Origin of the sequence: Sphingobium sp. SYK-6 (genome assembly GCF_000283515.1) — a bacterium.
Taxonomy (GTDB): domain Bacteria; phylum Pseudomonadota; class Alphaproteobacteria; order Sphingomonadales; family Sphingomonadaceae; genus Sphingobium; species Sphingobium lignivorans.
The window spans coordinates 1,539,169-1,556,934 of sequence record NC_015976.1 but is presented as its reverse complement, the minus strand read 5'-3'; the positions used below and the strand labels follow the sequence as shown (position 1 = coordinate 1,556,934).

Below are 17,766 nucleotides of genomic sequence, written 5' to 3'. Positions count from 1 at the left end.
AAACAGGATGAGCGATTTTAACGACGGGCGGGAGCAGGCTGGGCTCGACATCATCGCACAGCTCGGCTGGGGGCAGAATGAGGGCGTCCGCGAGCTTGACGAGGATCTGTGGAAGATCATCTCGGAAGCCAATTTCGGGACAATCTGGGCACGCCCCGGCCTGTCGCTGCGAGACCGCGAGCTGATCTGCATGTCGATCCTGATCGCGATCGGCGCGCATGGCGTCGCGATCCACTTCAAGCATGCGCACAAGCTCGGCTTCACGGACGAGGAGATCAAGGAGATCATCCTCCAGACCATCCCTTATGCCGGCCTGCCCCGGGCGCTCAGCGCGATGGCGCTGTTCCGGCGCATCCAGGGCGGTGCTGAGCTGGAGCTTTGACAGGGAGGAACTGATATGACGACCGGCAATATCATGGCGTCCGTCAAACTGGTCGCGGACCATATCTCACCGGCGGAGCAGGAAGCGCGGGTCGAACTGGCGATCGCCTACCGGCTGTTCCATTGGCTCGGCATCACCGACCTCATCCATACGCATATCTCGATCCGCGTGCCGGGCGAGGACGAACATTTCCTCCAGCTGCCCTATGGCCATCTTTTCCACGAGGCGCGCGCCTCGGACATGGTCAAATGCGACGTCGACGGCAATGTCATCAGCGATCCGACCGGCCTCGGCATCAGCCGCGGCGGCTTCTGCATCCACAGCGCCATCCATATGGGCCAGCCCCGCGCGGCCTGCGTCATGCATGCGCATACCGAAGCGACGATCGCGGTTGCCAATTATCGCGAGGGCCTGCTGCCGTTGAGCCAGCACGCGCTGCGTTTCTTCGGCAAGATCTTCTATCTCGACTATTGTGGCCCGTTCGACAGCGCCGAGAAGCGCGCACGACTGCCGGCGGCCCTGGCCGATGGCGACGTGCTGATGCTGCGCAACCACGGCCCCCTCGTCATCGGCAAGTCGGTGCGGGAGTGCTTCTCGCGTATCTATTATCTGGAGCGCGCCTGCCGCATGCAGGTGGCGACGCTCTCACAATGCCGTGATCCGAAGGCCGATCTCGTCTGGCCGACCGAGGAGGATTGCCGGTTCATGGCGCGAGCCTTCGAGAATGGCGATGCGGTGATCGACCGCGAATGGGTTGCGCTCACCCGGATGCTGGACGATGCTGGCGCGGATTATGCGCACTAGCTCTCGGCAAGGACAAGAGTGACGACAGGGGAGAATGAGCCGGGAGCCGCCGGCGCTATAGCGCCTTCGGAGTTCGTACGGGGCTGGCGGATCGTCCTGACCTCGGCACTGGGCGTGGGTCTCGGCGTCTCCGGGTTGCTCACCTATAATGTCGGCCTGTTTGCGCGCGATCTCGCAGGCGAGATCGCGCTCAGCCGGACGGCATTCGGTGCGGCCTTTTTCGGCTCCACCCTCGCCATGGCAGCTGCGATGCCGCTGGTCGGGCGGCTCATTGACCGGTTCGGACCACGCGCCATGGCAGCGCTGGGTTCCCTCACGCTTTCGCTGGGCTTCCTCGCATTGTCGCAAGTCTGGTCGGCAGGGGCCTATGTGCTGATCCTGGTCCTGATCGGCTTGCTGACGGCCACGTCGACCCCCGTGCCCTACACGCGCGCGGTCTCGGCCGCCTTCAACCGCTCGCGTGGCCTGGCGCTTGGCCTCACTCAGGTCGGGATCGGTCTCGCAGCGGCGATCGTGCCGCCGCTCATTGCCCTCATCATCGCACGCTACGGCTGGCGCGAGGGCTTCCTGGCGCTTGCCGCGCTCGCGGCGCTCGGGATCCTTCCGGCGCTTCTCGGCTTGCCGGGCCGGGCGCCCTCTGCCGCTCAGGCCGGGAGCGAGCACTATGGCGCGGTGCGCTCGTCGCGGCTCTTCCGCCTGCAATATCTCGCCTTTTGCGCAATGGCCTTCGCCTTTGCGGGCATGCTCCCGCATTTCGTCCCGATGTTGCGCGAGACCGGCATGCCGGTGCAGCAGGCTGGCGCCCTTGCCGGGCTTATCGGCCTGTCGGTGATCGTCACGCGGATCCTCGTCGGATGGCTGGCGGATCGGATCGAGCCGGCCTGGCTCGGCTGTGCGAGTTGCCTCATGTGCGGGACGGGCTGCGCCGTTCTGGCGCTTGGCGGCCCCTCGATGGCACCGCTGGGTGCGATCGCGCTGGGCGCCGCCATGGGCGCTGAAGCCGATCTGATCGGCATCCTCACGGCGCGCTATTTCCCCCTCGCCGCCTATAGCCGCGCCTATGCCGCGCAATATGGCGGCTTCATGGTCGCCGCGGGACTCAGCCCGCTATGGATGGGGAAATTGGCGGACATGACGGGCGGCTATACATCCGCCCTCCTCGCAGCGGCCGGGCTGCTGCTGATCCCCGCCACGCTCTTCCTGCTCCTGCCGCGGCTCGCTACCAACTCGTCTTGAATGCGCCAAAGGTTGGGCTCCGCCCCCCAGCGTCTTCCGCCAAGACGCGGTTGCGCTGGCGGCCCAGATAGTCGAGCGAACTTTCCACGACATCGCCCGGACGCAGCCACCGGCCGCCATGCGATCCGGCATTGCCCGGCGGTGATCCGGTAATCAGAAGATCGCCCGGCAGAAGCCGCAGCCGCTCGGTGGCATAGGAAAGCATCTGCTCGGGCGAGAAGATCATGTCCGTCACTGGCCAGTCCTGCATCGTCTCGCCATTGACCTTGAGATTGATGCGGATTTCGTCGCGCTTCACGAATTGCTTCGGCACGATGAACGGCCCGAACGGCTTGAAGCTCGGCTGATGCTTGCTCATCCAGTCATAGCCGAACTTGATGTCTACGCGGCGGAACTCGTCCACCGTGCCGAGATCGTTGACGATCACATAGCCCGCAATGAGAGACTCGGTCTCGTCCGGCCTGAAATAGCGACCGCTTCCCGCCACGACGACGCCCAGTTCCAGCTCCCAATCGGGATTCTCGCCGATCAGCGGCAGGACGATATCGTCATTGGCACCGGCGAGCGATGAATGAAGACCCGTCCAGATGAACGGCATGCCTTCGCTTGCGCGCCGATCGACCTCCGCCAGATTGCGCTGAAAGAAGGCTTCGTCGCTTTCCCCTGCAAGACGCTGGTCCTGGTTGAACTTGTTGTGTGTCATCATCTCCGCGACATGCTGGCGATAATTCGAACCGGCGCCGAGCAGATTGGGATGGGCAAGCGGAGGCAGGCACTCAATGGCCTCGAAGCGCAGGTCACTTCCCTGCCCTTTCGCGGCAAGGTCGGCAAACCTGTCCAGTGCACGATCCCAGTCGTCGAAAATGGCATGAGTATCGACATAGTCTCCAGACACATCGATCACCGTGCCATCGGCAAGAACGATAGCTGGAAAGGGCCTGCCGCCCGGGACACGATAAGTGCCGACGCCGAAGCCCCCCACCGCGAGCCCGGTCGCGGGATGAAAGACCGTCATGCCGCGTCCTCAACCGGTGTCAGCAATGGCTCGCCTGCGAAGTAGCGACGCACATTCTCGCGAAGCTGGGCAATCATGTCGGCGCCTGCCTCGCGCGTGAACCCGGCAATATGGGGACTCAGCAGGATGTTGGGAACATCGCTCCAAAGCGTCGCATCGGTCGGCTCGGCCGCAAAGACGTCGAGCGCAGCGCCGCCCAGCGAGCCGTCGCGGAGCGCGCCGATCAGCGCATCCTCATCGACGAGAAAGCCGCGCGAGACATTCACCAGCACACCGCCGGGTCCCAGAGCCCGCAGCACGGCAGCGTCGATCTGGCCGGCATTCTGCGGATCGGCGCGACTCGCGACGATCAATATATCGCTCCACTCAGCAAGCGCGGGCAGGCTCCCGGCACGCTTCCATTGCACGTCGGGCTTGTCCCGCGGCCCCCACCAGCGGACCGGCATCTCATGGCTTTGCAGCCGCTGTGCGATGGCGCGCCCGATACGTCCCAGACCGACCACGCCGGCCCTGCGGCCTCGCAGTGAAGAGCGCGGAGGCAGCGAGTCACGCCAGCCGCCACTGCGCACCTGCCGGTCGGCGCTGGAAAGGCCATGCCACCAGCCGAGGAGCAGTGCCATCGCATGATCGGCCACATCATGGGCATTGACGCCCGCAGCAGTGGTGAGCGCGATGGCGCGCCTGCGCAGATGGGCGAGATCGATTCCCGAATAGCCGGTCGAGAAGCAGGCGACGAGCTTGAGCCGCGGCAAACTGTCGATCAGGGCGTTCGAAAGGCTGTCGCCGCTCACGACCACTTCCACGTGCTCGGCAACCTCCGGCGTCACGTCGCCCGTGATCAGGCGATAGCCGAGATTCCAGTCAGCTTGCCGTGCGGCAAGCATCGGACTGGTGACGAGCACGGCGGGTGGCTCCACGGTCAGGCCGCCTTGAGCCCGAAACGTGCCCGCGCTTCCTCAACCGTGGCTGGCTGGGCGCCATAGAAAGCGGCGATGTCCACCGCGGCCCGGACCATCTCGCTATTGTCGCGGCCCACCGTGCCATCCGGCAGGTGAATGCCGTCTTCAAATCCGACCCGGACCAGATCGCAACCCATCGCGACGCCCAGTGTCGCCATCTTGAACATGTCGCGCCCGGTCCCTGTAATGCCCCAGATCGCCTTGGGGAACATGCGCAGGCCTTCATCGATGGAGAAGATCACGTTGCGCGCAATGGCCGGCGTCGCTCCAAATCCGCCGCCGTGCAGAAGCCACATATTCTCGCGGTGACGATCGAACAGTCCCTCCTCGGCATAGCGCATGAGGCGATGAAGCGAGCTTGCCTCGACAATCTCATATTCGAGCGCCGAACCCTTCTCGTAGACGGCCTTGATCGTACTGCGCAGCAGTTCGGGCGAGTTCACATAGGGCGTCTCGCCCGGATAACCGCCTTCGGGATTATAGAAATCCGCCGAACCCGCCGCGATACCGAACAGGTCCTGCTGCGGCTCGATCCCCAACAGACCCAGGCGCTCCTCATCGGATGGCCAGTATAGCTGGCCCGTTTTCGGGTCGCGTCGCACGCCGATGCCGTTGGTGGTCTGGACGAGAATCGGCGAACGGGCACGAATTTCCTTGATGATCTGGGCGTAGATTGCGGGGTCGCCGCTATTCTTGCCCTCGGGATCACGCGCATGGACATGCACCATCGCAGCCCCCGCCTCGTAGCAGCGCGCCGCCGCTTCGCCAATCTCGACAGGCTGCTTGGGAATGACCGCACCTTCGCGATCCTGCTGCATGCCGCCATTGATGGCGACGGTGATGATGATCTTATTCCCAGCGAGCATGCAATCCTCTCCACAATCCGTCAGTCCGGAAGCCTTCTCTCGTGTCGCGCTGCAAGTCTGTCCTCTTGCTGCGGGACAAGGCGCCGTTCCGCCACGAAATGAGGCGTGACGGCTGTTTCAGGCAGCCGACAACTTGCGAGAGTCAGCGAGGATAGGAGATGAAGATCAGGTAGAAGGGAGCAGCAGGGGGATGGCGATCCGGCGGCAGATCAGCCTTCCACCCGCGTCAACTGCCCTCGCAGCCCGGAACGGCCTTGTCGGCGCGCACCGCGCCCGGACGCGCTGGCCCGAGCAGGGGGCGGCCGGGCTTCTCGCCGGTCAGCGCCCCACCCCGGATGACGGGAACACCGTTCACCAGCACATGGACGATCCCGACCGGATATTGATGCGGCTCGATATAGGTCGCCTTGTCGGCAATCTGCCGGGGATCGAACACGGTGATGTCCGCATAGGCCCCCTCGCGCACACGGCCGCGCTCGGTCTGGCCGATCTGGTCGGCGGCGAGCGAGGTCATGCGCCGCACCGCGTCTTCCAGCGTGATGACGCCCTGCTCGCGCACATAGCGCCCGAGCACGCGCGGAAATGCGCCATAGCTGCGGGGATGCGGAAAGCCCTCGCCGAGCCCGACCGGATCCCCGTCCGTCTCGATCATCGCCAGCGGATGCTGGAGAATGCGGATGATGTCCGCTTCGTCCATCGCATGATAGATGGCCGTGAAGCCACCCTTGAGCTGCAGTTCGATCAGGAGCTGGATGGCGTCTTCGGGCGTGCCAGCGAGACCCCGGTCGGCAGCCAGATCCGCCAGTGTCCGCCCGTCATAGTCGGGAAAGGCCTCGACGGAACGAAACTGCAGCCGCTTGAGATCCGCGCCGGTGCGCTGGACCATCAGGATGCGCATCATCTCCTGCTCGAGGCGCGCGCGCGTGCCCTTCTCCTCGACACGCTTGCGGAACGCATCCGGGCCACCGGCCAGTGCCCAGCTCGGGAACATCACGGTGGAATAGGACGCGGACGCCGCATAGGGATAGACGTCGTGCGTGATGTCGAGCCCGCTTGCGCGCGCCTCGTCGATCAGCGCGATGGTCTGGCGGCTCCAGCCCCATTGCCCAGCCCCCATCACCTTGTGGTGATTGATCTGGCCGGGCAGCCCAGCCTCGCGCGCGATGCGGATGGCTTCCTTTATCGAGTCGAGAACTCCGTTCCCCTCGTCGCGTATGTGGGAGACGTAGATGCCGCCATGGCAGGCAGCCACCTTGGCAAGGGCGATCACTTCCTCTGTCCGGGCGTAATTGGCTGGCACATAGATCAGGCCGGTCGACAGGCCGAGCGCGCCATCCTTCATCCCATCGGCGATGATGTTCTGCATCCGTCGCAGTTCGTCCGCGTTCGGCGCGCGGTTCTCCATGCCGAGAACCTGCATGCGCGCATAGGAATGGCCTGTGAAGAATGCGACATTGGGTGCGACGCGAAGCGATTCCGCATAAGGCTTGAGCGGATAGGGCTGCGCGCCACTGTGAAGACTGGCAACGATGCTGGTGATGCCCTGCCGCAGGAAATTCTCGGCCAGCGGATACTGATCAATATTGGTCGAGATGTGCGCGTGATTGTCGATGAAGCCCGGTGCGACCACCAGCCCTTCGGCATTCAGGGCATAGCGGCCGCTCTCCGGGGCGAGACCATCGCGGGAAATGGCCACGATGCGATCACCCTTGATCGCGACATCAGCACGGTAGCCGGGAGCGCCCGTGCCATCGACCACCGTACCGCCGAGGATGACGACATCATGCAGCGGTCCATCGGCCTGTGCAGGCTCGGCGCTGCCCATCGTGAGCGCGAGCACAGAAGCAAGGCCGGTCAGCCAGCGCTGTTTGGTCGTCATCTTTCGTCCTTTCCGTCCATTGCCTCGCCTATGACCTTGCGCCCGGGTGGCGCAGCAACGCCTGTCGTCGCAGACGACCAGGCCGGACCGGAGGCAAGATCATGCCGGGGCTTAGCGCCCCATTCAGGTTCGGCTCCGCTCCCCGGGAGAGAGCGTGGAAACGGAACGGAGCCGATCTCGTCAGTCCTTCGCGCGACGAAGCACCTTGCCATGTCGCTCATCCGTGACCTTGCCGTCGACCAGCGCAGGCTTGCCGTTCACCAGAATGAAGCTCATTCCCTCGGAGAAGGCGTGCGGCTTGTCATAAGTCGCGGTGTCACGGATCGCCTTGGGATCGAACACGATCACATCGGCATAGGCGCCCGCCCTGAGCACGCCCCGGTCGTCGATATGGAGCACCTGTGCGGTGAGCCCGGTCGAGGAATGAATGGCTTGCGCCATCGGGATGACGGGCTTGTCCAGGACATAATTGCGGATCTTGCGCGGGAAGGCGCCATAGCTGCGCGGATGCGTGCCACCCACGCCAAAGGCCTGCAGGCCACCGTCCGTCGAGGTCATCGTCCAGGGTTGCCGCATGATATATTCGATATCATCCTCGCTCATGTTGAACGAGACGATGCTCGAACCGCCCTGGATGAGCATGTCGATGGCGACATCGAGAGGATGCATGCCCCGCGCGGCGGCGATCTCGTCGAGACGCTGGCCCTGAAGCGAGGGATCAGGCGGGAAATTGCGGATCATGATCGCGTTTGCCCCGCCGCGACGGGCAAGATTCTCGACCATCGCCTCGCGGATGACCGCCCGCTGCTTGGGGTCCTGCAACCGCCTGGCGATCGCTTCGGGCCCGCCTTCCTGCGCCCATCCGGGCAGCAGGGCCGGCTGCAGTCCGGAACCCGACGCCGCATAGGGATATTGATCGGCCCAGATGCTCAGGCCTTCCGCCCGGGCGCTCTCGATCAGCGCCACGGCCTCCCTGGACTTGCCCCACAATTGCGGGCCGAGCACCTTCATGTGCGTGACGATCCCGGGAATGCGGGCCTGCCGCGAGACTTCGATCACTTCGCCGATCGCATCCAGCACGCCGATGTCGTAATTGGATTCATCCCGGATGTGGCTGATGTGGAACGAATGGGGATATTGGGCGGCAACGCGGGCCAGCTGGACCAGTTCGGCCGTGTCCGAATATTTGCCCGGCACATAAAAGGGGCCGGAAGAGAAGCCGTAAGCGCCATCCTCCATGCCCTTCTTCACCAGCGCTTCCATTGCCGCCAGTTCTTTTGAGCTGGCCTTGCGGTTCGCCACGCCCATGACATCGCGCCGCACGCCGTTATGGCCGATCAGGGGAACGACATTGATGCCGGTCCCATGCCCCTCGATCGTCGCGAGTTGGGGCGCAATGTCCCCCGGTCCGCCGCCATCAGGATTGATCGCCAGCGTCGTGATGCCCTGATAGAGTATCGCCGCGGCGCCGGCGACTTCCGGATCGACAAGACCTTCCCCGGCGTGAGAATGCGGGTCGATGAAACCGGGCGAAACGATCTTGCCCGTCGCGTCCACGACAGTGCTGGCGGTCGCCGTGGCCGCGATGCGCCCGACCTCGACAATGCGCTCGCCCCTGATCGCAACATCGACTTTCTGCCCTTCGCTGCCGGTCCCGTCATAAACGGTTCCGCCGCGAATGAGGACGTCATAATCCTGCGCAAACGCGCTCGTGCCCGCAAACAGCGCCGCCATGGCGGCGACCCTGACCGTCCGGCGCATCAATCCCGATGCCTTCTTCATACCACCACTCCCGACTTTGGATGCGGTGGAGCGACACGAGGCCGCTCCGCCGTCGTCGTTTCAGAACTTGAAGCGCAGCCCCACTCGGAAGGTGCGGCCCAGCAGATCATAGAGCGACTGGTTGGTCGACGGCGTGGCATAGGCACTGCCCGCAGCCCCCTGCCCGCCACCGGCCACGATCGCAGGATCCTTGTTGAAGAGGTTCCTCACATTGAAGAACAGCTGGGATTCCTCGCCAAGCACGCTGAAGTCATACGTGATGTTCGCATCGACATAGAAGGCGCCATCGATCCGGTTGCTGTTGATGGTGCGGTTGTCGGCTGTCGAAACCGGACAACCGCTCGTGCATGTAATGAAGCTGTTGTCATACACGCCCGCGCTGACGCCACGCCCGATGAGCGTGATGGAGACCGGGTCGTTCGTATAAGTCGCCTGCACGCGATAGAGCCACTTGGGCGGACCGCTGCCGGCATTCTGGCCGACACTGTCCGTCGGCGTGGTCAAGCCATCGTCGACATAGTTCTTGAGGTAGCGGGTGGCCATCGCGCGCACCAGCAGATCGCCGCCGAGCGAACTCGCCAGACGATCGAGGGGCGTGCGGTAGGATGCCTCGAAGTCGAGGCCCTGGGCATGCTGCGTGGCGAAGTTGAAGGGGCTCTCGAACACCTGGAGATTGGTGCCGAAAGCGTTGGGACCCCGCACGATCGCCGCGCAATATTGCTGCACGCCTTCAAAGCAGCGATCGACGATCGTCTGCGCCGTCGCCGAGCTGATCCCGCCGTTGAGCTTGATGTCATAGAAATCGACGGACATCGCAAAGCCGCGCAGGAATGTCGGTTCGAACACCGCACCGATGCCCCACTGGTCCGCCTTTTCCGGATCCAGGCCGAGATTGCCCTGCGTGGTGCCGCTGAACTGCACGGTGGCATTGCCGTTGAACGGATCGATCAGCACGTTCGTGCGGGTCGAGCCGGCCGTGAACAATTCACCGAGATTGGGCGCGCGGATATCGCGCGAGCGCGTGGCGCGCAGGCGGATATCCGGGATCGGCTCATAGGTCAGGCCAGCCTTCCAGGTCGTCACATAACCCGACGTGCTGTAATCCGTGCCGCGAACGGCACCATTGAATTCAAGGCCTTCGGCGATCGGCACCAGCAGCTCGAGATAGGCCTCCGTCACGTCATACTGGCCGTTCGTCGCCCGGAAATTGCCAACGAACCAGCCGCTCTGGAAGTCCGGATCGACTTCGCCGCTGACCTTCTCCTTGCGATGCTCGGCGCCCACCGCGATGGCCACCGCGCCGGCGGGAAGGTCGAATGCATTGAACGAGAGGTTCGCCGCAAAGACATCCTGTTCGAACTTCTGGCGACGGAACGGATTGCCCAGAACATAATCGAGTGCCGCCGGATCGGCCACGCCGATGCCGAGGCGGTTGAGCGGAACGCAGCCATTGCCCGGATTGGCGATGCTGGAACGGCAGACGATCTCGCCGGTGTCGGGATGGAAGACAGCGTCGGTCGCCGCTGCAAGGCGGGCATTGTTGGTGATATCACGCGCCATCTCGCGCGTGCGGGTGATGCCTTTCTGGTAATAAGCGTCCCAGCGCATGGTCGTGCCGAGCAGTTCGAAATGACCATTCGCGCCGACGACATAACGCTCGGTTTCGCGCACGCCGTCATTCTTGCGGATCGGCAGGTCCGCATTGGTCGTGCCGAGTGCGAAGGACTGAATCCCCTCGGCGACCATCCGCTCGCGCAGTTCCTCCGGAATGAAGGCATTGTCCCGCTGGATGGTGACATTGCCCTGGTTCATCTGAACGCCGAGCCAGCCGAGATTCTTCGTCTGGTTCCAGGACACCTGTCCGAACAGCTCGATATTGTCCGTCACCTCGTAGCTCAACCGGCCGAACAGGCCCTTGCGCTCCTCTTCCGGATCGAGCGACTGGTTGCTGTTGACCTGCACGGCCTGCCAGTCCCCGCCGATCATCCAGGGATCGCGCGTCTCGCCATAAGCAAACTGGCCGAGCGCGCCGTTGACGCCGAAGGTCGTGCCGCGCAGCGCCGTGTTGGTGATCATGCCGCCCGGATAGGCATTGCTGAGGCCGGCATTGCGGACGATCAGCCGCTCCGGCGCGCCATTGCCGGCAGCATAAGCGGGGTTGTTGATCATGTACCAGCCCTGCTGGTTCCAGTCGCGCGGGACGCCGTGAATGCCTTCCTTCTTGGCATATTCGCCGTTCAGCAGCAGATGCCCCCGGCCACCGGCAAAGCTCATGCCGCCGGAAAGCGAGATGCGATAGTTCTGCCCGTCACCATAGGTGGTTTCGCCGCCTTCGATGGCGCCCTTGATCCCCGTGAACTCCTTGTCGAGGATGAAGTTGACCACGCCGGAGACAGCGTCCGACCCGTAGGCTGCCGATGCACCGCCAGTGACGACTTCCACGCTCTTCACGAGGCCCTGGGGAATGTTGTTGACATCGACGATGCCGCCCAGCGTGGCGCCGACCGAGCGCTGGCCGTCCAGCAGCACGAGCGTCCGGCTGGAGCCAAGCGCGCGCAGGTTGAGCGCGTTCACGCCTGCCGTGCCGGCGCTGATGGAGAGGTTCGAGTTGGCAGGCGTGGCACTGCCGACCAGCGACGGGATCTGGTTGACGAAGTCGGCAACGTTGGCCGGCGCAGCGACCTGGACATCCGCTTCGTTGAGCACCGTCAGCGGGGTCGGCGCATTATAGCCGTCGCGCGCGATACGCGAGCCAGTGATGACGATTGCGTCGCTTCCGCCCTCTTCGGCATCGATGCCCTGCGCCCCCGCTGTTTGGAACGGGATTGTCGCCATGAGCGCGCTTGCCGACGCGCAGATCAATAATCTGTACATTATGCTTCCCCTTTAGGTTCTTGGTTGGAAGTTCCTCCCGACTGCCAGCTTCTGCGTGCTGGTCAGCCGTCGCTTCTGGCAAGGTCGCCTTCCCAGTGAGCAATGGCCGTCGTGACAGCCAGATTGGCGCAGGCGCTGGGCACCGTGCGCGTCATGTCGAGCAGCCGATCGAACGGCAGGACGAAGCCGACGATCAGGGCCGCCTGTTCGGTTGAGACGCCGACCGCCGAGAGAACGGCAGCCAGCATGAACAACGAAGCGGACGGGATGGGCGCCGTGCCGAAGGCCGCGAGCGCACCGGTAAACAGAATGACCGCGAGCATGCCGGCGTCGGGCTGGATGCCGAGCGCCTGCAGGCTGAAGATGCTCAGCAGCCCGACATACATGGCGGTGCCGTCCTTGCCGATGCTGGCGCCGATCGGCAGCACGGTCGATGCGACGGCAGGGGCAATGCGCAGATTGTCACGCGCCACGCGCAGCGCCACCGGCAGCGTCGCCGAAGATGATGCCGTGGAGAAGGCCACTGCCAGCGCATCCATGATCCCGCGGAAGAAGAAGGAAAGCCGCATCCGCGCGATGCCCCGCACCAGCAGGCTGTGAACAAACACCACCTGGATGAGCGATCCGATCACCACGCACAGCGCGAGGAGGCCGATATTGGCGAAGACCGCAAAGCCATTGGTGGCGATGGCCCCGGCGGTCAGCGCAAAGACGCCGAAGGGCGTCACCTCCATCACGAGGCGGATGATGTGGAACAGCACGTTCGAACCGGACTGGAGCAGGTTGGCGAGCGGGCGTCCGCCCTCCCCCGCCAGGATCGTGCCGACGCCCAGCAGCAGCGAGAAGAAGATGATCGCCAGCATGTCGCCGGCGGCCAGCGCCTCGATGATGTTGATGGGAATGATGCCGACGAGCTGGTCGTAAGTGGATTTGGGCGTCCCGATCTCGTGTGGGAGCGCGCTGCCAAGATTGGCACCGATGCCTGGCCCGATGATCAGGGCGACGATCATGCCGACCGACACCGCAATGGCGGTCGTGACCGCGAACAACCCCAGGGTGCGTCCGCCGACCGAACCGAGCCGCTTGGGATCACCGAGCGCGGTCACCCCCGAGGCAATCGTGATGAACACCACCGGCACCACGAGCATGCGGATCAGCCGGATGAAAATATCTCCGACCACCGCGACCGCGGGTGTGAGGCCGGGAAAGAAGACCGCGAATGCAACGCCCAGAACGAGGCCGGCGATCACCCTTTTCCAGAGCGGTATCGCGAACCAGGACCGGATCAGCCTCACGGGCAATGGCTCGTCGCGGTGCGGGGAAGCGCCCTGCCGGCCGAGACGCCCGTCGGCGCCCCATCCTCGATCGCCAGGCCGCCGTTCACGAACACGAACCGCACGCCCCTGGCGAACAGGGTGGGCTGAACATAATCGGCCCGCGCGGAATAACGCTCGGGATCGAACACCAGCACGTCCGCAAAGCTGCCCGCCGCGAGGCGACCGCGACCCGCAAGGCTGAAGGCCTCGGCCGTCAAACGACTGCTGCGTTCGATAAAATCGCGCAGCGGAACAACCTGCTCCTGTCTCACATATTTGTCATATTTACGTGCGAAAGAGCCATAGACGCGGGGATGGCCGGTCGAGGCGTCCGAACTGGTCATGACCCAGGGACGCTTCATGAAGGCAGCGATATCCGCCTCGCTTTGATTGAAGGAGGCGACCGAAGCGCTCTGTTTGCGCAGAATGGCGACGGCGGCGTCGACAGGATCGAGCCCCATGTCTGTGCCGACCTGCGCCAGCGTCTTGCCGGAGATATCCGGCCCGCCGGACGTGATCAGCAGCGAGTCCGCGCCACCCCGGCGACGCATATTCTCGCGCATCTCGACCTTGATGCGCTCAAGGGTGGCCGCATCGTCGAAGCGGGCCAGCATGGCCTTGCGCCCGCCATCCTCCGCCCAGCGCGGAAGCAGCGATGCCGAAAGGCCAGTGCCCGAAGCGGACCAGGGATATTGATCGGCATGGACGACATGCCCCGCCGCCTGCGCAGCCTCGATCTTCGCGATGATCGCGCCGGCCTGACCATGCACGTCGACGCCCAGTGCCTTGATATGGGCGATGTGGACCGGCAACCCGGCTTCCCTGCCGATCGTGAGGGCCTCTTCGATCGCGCCGGAGAGGCCGATCGTGTAGCTCGACTCGTCGCGGATATGGCTGTCGTAGATGCCGCCCCGTACGGCCGCCTCGCGCGCGAGCGCGACCACTTCATCCTGCTTGGCGAAGCTTTGCGGCGCGTAGAACAATCCGGTCGAGAGGCCCAGCGCACCCTGGCACATGGCCGTCGCGACCAGTGTCTTCATGCTCGCAAGCTCGTCCGCCGACGGCGCGCGGTCGACTGGCCCGATCACCTTGTTACGGACCGCCCCAAGGCCCACGAATGTCGCATAGTTGATGCCCACGGGATGACTGCGCGGCCGGCCGAGCACGCTCGCGACATCGGGATCGCCCGCGCCGTCATTGCCGATGAACGCCGTCGTCACGCCCTGCATGAGGAACGGTAGCACCAGTCGCTCAGCCGCATCGTCGCCGGCGAGCATATCGCCTACATGCGTATGAGGATCGATGAAACCCGGAGAAACGATCATGCCCTTGGCATCAATGACGCGCTTGGCCTTGCCGGACGCGCGAGGGCCGACATAGACCAGCTTGTCGCCGGCGATCGCGACATCCCCGACGAAGGGCGCATCCGAACCGGTATAGATGGTGCCGCCCCGCAGGAGCACATCATAGTCCTGCGCCAGCGCGCCCGCCGGGATGGCCGAACAGGACAATGTGGCCATTGCAAGAATGCGCCGGAGGCCCTGGAATTGCCGTGAAGATCGGCCTGTCATCAACGCCCTTTCAAAACTTGCCTGCTTCTGCTGGATCGGATTGTGCAGGCGCAGCATGGAAAAGTGAAGTGTAGCGGCCAATTGCAAGGGTTTCCGATCCCATAACCCCAGTCTATGGATTGCCCCAGAAGCCCGGCCGCGGCGGAGACATGACGCCATCCGTGCACGAAACCCCGCCTTCCCGGTCGTGCTTGAGCCAGACCGGCCCGTCGAGATCGATGAAGGCCGCGCGCGCAGCCACGACCAGAGCGGGCGCGATCGAGAGCGAGGAGCTCACCATGCAGCCGACCATCAGCCCCATGCCATGCGCCTGCACCGAAGCCGCCAGATCCAGCGCGGCCGTCAGTCCGCCGGTCTTGTCGAGCTTGATGTTGACGACCTGATATTTCTCGCGAAGCACCGCAACATCGCCCGCGACATGCGCGGACTCATCCGCTGCGATCGGCACCACCGAGCGGAACCCGGCCAGTTCGCCATCCTCCTCGGACGGCAGCGGTTGCTCGAGCAGATCCACCCGGGCTTCGGCCAGAAGCGACTGGAGATCGCGGACCTCCGCCATCGTCCAGCTCTCGTTCGGATCGACGATGATCCGCGGACGCGGCGCAGCGGCACGGACCGCGCGGATCTGCGCCGTCGGGTCATTCCGGTCGACCTTCACCTTGATGAGCGGAACATAAGCGAGCTTTGCCGCCGCCGCCGCCATGGCGTCCGGCGTATCGAGACCCACCGTGAGCGCCGTCGGCACGGGCGTGAGAGCCGGACGCCCAAGCAGCTCCGGAACGCTTTTGTCGGCGAGCTGCGCCTCCAGATCCCACAGCGCGCAGTCCACGGCATTGCGCGCCGCGCCGGGAGGCATGAGGCGCCCGATCTCCCCGCGGTTCGCACCTGCTTCGAGCGCGGGACGCACGGCCTCTATGGCGTCGATCGTACCCGCGATCGATTCACCGTAGCGGGGATAAGGCACGGCCTCTCCCCGCCCGACATGGTCACCGAGCGTCAGGGAGACCGTCACGACCTCGGCGGCGCTCTTCACGCCGCGCGAGATACGGAAGGGTGCGATCAGCGGGAAGCTGTCGTTGCGGACGTCGAGGGTGCGAAGCATGCGAGAATCCGGTCAATGATTGGCTCGACACCCATCGCAACGGGGTCGACACATGGGAGATCGAAGGCGGCCGCCGTCTCGGCGCACAGCGCCCGGGCGGCCTGCGGGTCCATCTTGGACGTGTTGAAGGCGATGCCCACCGGAATCACGTCCGGATTGGTCAGGCGCGCAACACGCAGATTGGCCTCAAGGCATTCGGCCAGATCAGGGAGCTGATAGTGCGGCAGGCCGCGCATGTGCGGACGGCCCGGCTCGTGGCACAGCACCAGCGCATCGGGCTGCGCACCATGAAGCAGACCGGTGGATACGCCGGCGAAGGAGGGGTGGAAGAGCGACCCCTGCCCCTCGATCAGATCCCAGCCGCCATCGATGCGGGCAGGGGATACCTGCTCGATCGCACCCGAGATGAAGTCCGCGATCACGGCGTCCAGCGGCACGCCGCTCCCGGCGATGAGAATTCCCGTCTGCCCGGTGGCCCGGAAGTCCGCCGCGATCTTGCGCGCCTGCAGGGCACGCGCGAGCTGGAGCGTCGTGTACATCTTACCCACCGAGCAATCGGTGCCGACCGTGAGCAAACGCAAGCCGGCGCGCGCCTTGCCGTTGCCGACCTCCAGGTCATCCGCCGGATCGCGCACGTCATAGAGGGTCTTGCCATATTTCGCTGCGGCGGCGACCAGACGCGGCTCGTCGCGCAACCGCTGGTGCAGGCCGGACGCGACGTTGAGGCCCGCAGCGAGCGCCGCCTCGGCATCATCGACCAGATCCTTGCCCAGCCGCCCGCCGGCATTGGCAATACCAAGCACCAGCGTCCGGGCACCGGCCGCCACCGCTTCCTCGAAGCTCATGCGCTTCAGGCCCAGGGTGAGCGGGCAATCGTCATGGCGAAACTCGCCGACACAGTCCTCGCCACGGAACACGGCGAGACCGCGAGAGGTCTTGATCCCGATTTCATCGACAGAATGGCCGAGATACAGGAAATAGGGATGTGGGATCATCGAACGCTCTCATTGTTTGCGGGTTATTTCGCAAACGCGATAGAGCGTCGGCGCGCACGGCGTCGCATAGCAAGCTCCCGCCACCCTATAACGCGAGGCTATAGGCTCTCGATGGCGTCCCCCATGAGCTTCAGAAAGGCGGTCGCAAGGCCCGATGGCGGCCGGTTCTGCAGATGAATCGCATGGACGTCGAACACCAGCGACGGCTGCAGCGGTCGATAGCTCACGCCGGGTGCGAGCGCTGCATGCGCCGTGAAATTGTCGACGATCGCCATGCCAACACCTGCCTGGACCAGCGCCGAGGCAATGTAGAAAGTGCGCGCCGAGACGACTTCGTCGAGATGCACGTCAAGACGCTGCAGCTCCGCCAGAAGAAGCCGCCCCACAGGCCCGCTGCGGATCGGGCTGATGAAAGGTCGCCCCTTGAGCTCCTCGAAAGCGATGCGCGCCGGTGGGTCCGGCATGTCCTCGTCCCGGAACAGGACGACCAGCTCCGCCTCGCCCAGCCAGCGATGGGAGACCGGCGCGTCGGGCGGCACTTCATATCCGATCACGACATCGGTTTCGCGCTCATAGAGCTTGCGCACCATATCCTCATGGTGGACCGTTTGCAGGTCGAAGCCCACACCCTGATGCGTGGCGAGGAACCGCGCGGCCGTCGCGGGCAGCACATTGAGGCTGAGCGACGGCAACGCCGAGATGCGCAGCGTCCCTGTCCGGCCCTGTCGCAAATTCTTGCTCGCCTGACGCAAGGCGTAGACGCGATCCTGGATCTCCGCGACGTCGGCGAAGAGCGTGTGCGCATCCTCGGTCGGGACGAGGCCACCCTTCGCGCGTTCGAACAGCGGGAAGCCGAGCAGCATCTCGGCATGTTTGAGCACCTTGGTAACCGACGGCTGCGAAACGTTGAGCGAACGCGCGGCGCCGCTGACCGAGCCGTTGCTGTAAACGGCGTGGAAAACCTCGATATGGCGCAAGCTGATCA

Annotated in this window: 14 protein-coding genes; 3 read left to right on the top strand and 11 right to left on the bottom strand. The window is 64.5% G+C overall.

From position 1 onward, the window contains the following. Window positions 1-7 precede the first annotated feature (7 nt). From SLG_RS07035 to SLG_RS07025, 3 genes are read left to right on the top strand one after another with little or no spacing between them, the layout of a single operon-like run. Entirely contained in the window at window positions 8-382 is a 375-nt protein-coding gene (locus tag SLG_RS07035) for a carboxymuconolactone decarboxylase family protein (protein ID WP_014075756.1), read from the top strand. A 15-nt stretch (window positions 383-397) separates the two neighbouring features. Further along, the gene (locus SLG_RS07030; protein ID WP_014075755.1) at window positions 398-1,186 is read left to right on the top strand and encodes a class II aldolase/adducin family protein; all 789 of its coding nucleotides are present in this window, start codon (window positions 398-400) and stop codon (window positions 1,184-1,186) included. 18 nt (window positions 1,187-1,204) lie between these two features. Beyond that, window positions 1,205-2,422, top strand: coding sequence for an MFS transporter (locus tag SLG_RS07025; RefSeq protein ID WP_014075754.1), 1,218 nt, complete (start codon window positions 1,205-1,207; stop codon window positions 2,420-2,422). Here SLG_RS07025 and SLG_RS07020 read toward each other — a convergent pair. The 11 genes from SLG_RS07020 to SLG_RS06970 all read right to left on the bottom strand — a co-directional run bounded on the left by SLG_RS07020 (window position 2,406) and on the right by SLG_RS06970 (window position 17,764). Then, window positions 2,406-3,437 carry a fumarylacetoacetate hydrolase family protein gene (locus SLG_RS07020; RefSeq protein WP_014075753.1) on the bottom strand — a complete coding sequence of 344 codons (1,032 nt, stop codon included), beginning with the start codon at window positions 3,435-3,437 and terminating at the stop codon, window positions 2,406-2,408. The genes SLG_RS07025 and SLG_RS07020 overlap by 17 nt on opposite strands. Then, window positions 3,434-4,354, bottom strand: coding sequence for an NAD(P)-dependent oxidoreductase (locus SLG_RS07015; RefSeq protein WP_014075752.1), 921 nt, complete (start codon window positions 4,352-4,354; stop codon window positions 3,434-3,436). The genes SLG_RS07020 and SLG_RS07015 overlap by 4 nt, the downstream gene beginning before the upstream one ends. Before the next feature lie 2 nt (window positions 4,355-4,356). After that, complete coding sequence (locus tag SLG_RS07010; RefSeq protein ID WP_014075751.1) at window positions 4,357-5,262, bottom strand: 3-keto-5-aminohexanoate cleavage protein; 906 nt, start codon at window positions 5,260-5,262, stop codon at window positions 4,357-4,359. 226 nt (window positions 5,263-5,488) lie between these two features. Next, window positions 5,489-7,141 (bottom strand): N-acyl-D-amino-acid deacylase family protein, encoded by a 1,653-nt coding sequence (locus SLG_RS07005; RefSeq protein WP_014075750.1) that lies wholly within the window; start codon window positions 7,139-7,141, stop codon window positions 5,489-5,491. Between the two features lie 180 nt (window positions 7,142-7,321). Beyond that, entirely contained in the window at window positions 7,322-8,923 is a 1,602-nt protein-coding gene (locus tag SLG_RS07000; RefSeq protein ID WP_083853339.1) for an N-acyl-D-amino-acid deacylase family protein, read from the bottom strand. Window positions 8,924-8,983: 60 nt separating this feature from the next. Further along, on the bottom strand, window positions 8,984-11,797 hold the full coding sequence (locus tag SLG_RS06995) for a TonB-dependent receptor plug domain-containing protein (protein WP_014075748.1): 2,814 nt from the start codon (window positions 11,795-11,797) through the stop codon (window positions 8,984-8,986). A gap of 62 nt (window positions 11,798-11,859) precedes the next feature. After that, a complete protein-coding gene (locus SLG_RS06990; protein ID WP_014075747.1) occupies window positions 11,860-13,092 on the bottom strand; it encodes a dicarboxylate/amino acid:cation symporter in 1,233 nt (410 codons plus the stop codon). Beyond that, complete coding sequence (locus tag SLG_RS06985) at window positions 13,089-14,633, bottom strand: N-acyl-D-amino-acid deacylase family protein (RefSeq protein ID WP_014075746.1); 1,545 nt, start codon at window positions 14,631-14,633, stop codon at window positions 13,089-13,091. Before SLG_RS06985 ends, SLG_RS06990 begins: the two co-directional genes overlap by 4 nt. A 163-nt stretch (window positions 14,634-14,796) precedes the next feature. Further along, entirely contained in the window at window positions 14,797-15,786 is a 990-nt protein-coding gene (gene dgcA / locus SLG_RS06980) for an N-acetyl-D-Glu racemase DgcA (protein WP_014075745.1), read from the bottom strand. Beyond that, window positions 15,744-16,781 (bottom strand): N-acetyltransferase DgcN, encoded by a 1,038-nt coding sequence (gene dgcN, locus SLG_RS06975; protein ID WP_014075744.1) that lies wholly within the window; start codon window positions 16,779-16,781, stop codon window positions 15,744-15,746. The genes dgcA and dgcN overlap by 43 nt, the downstream gene beginning before the upstream one ends. A 98-nt stretch (window positions 16,782-16,879) precedes the next feature. After that, complete coding sequence (locus SLG_RS06970) at window positions 16,880-17,764, bottom strand: LysR substrate-binding domain-containing protein (RefSeq protein ID WP_041392832.1); 885 nt, start codon at window positions 17,762-17,764, stop codon at window positions 16,880-16,882. Window positions 17,765-17,766 lie beyond the last annotated feature (2 nt).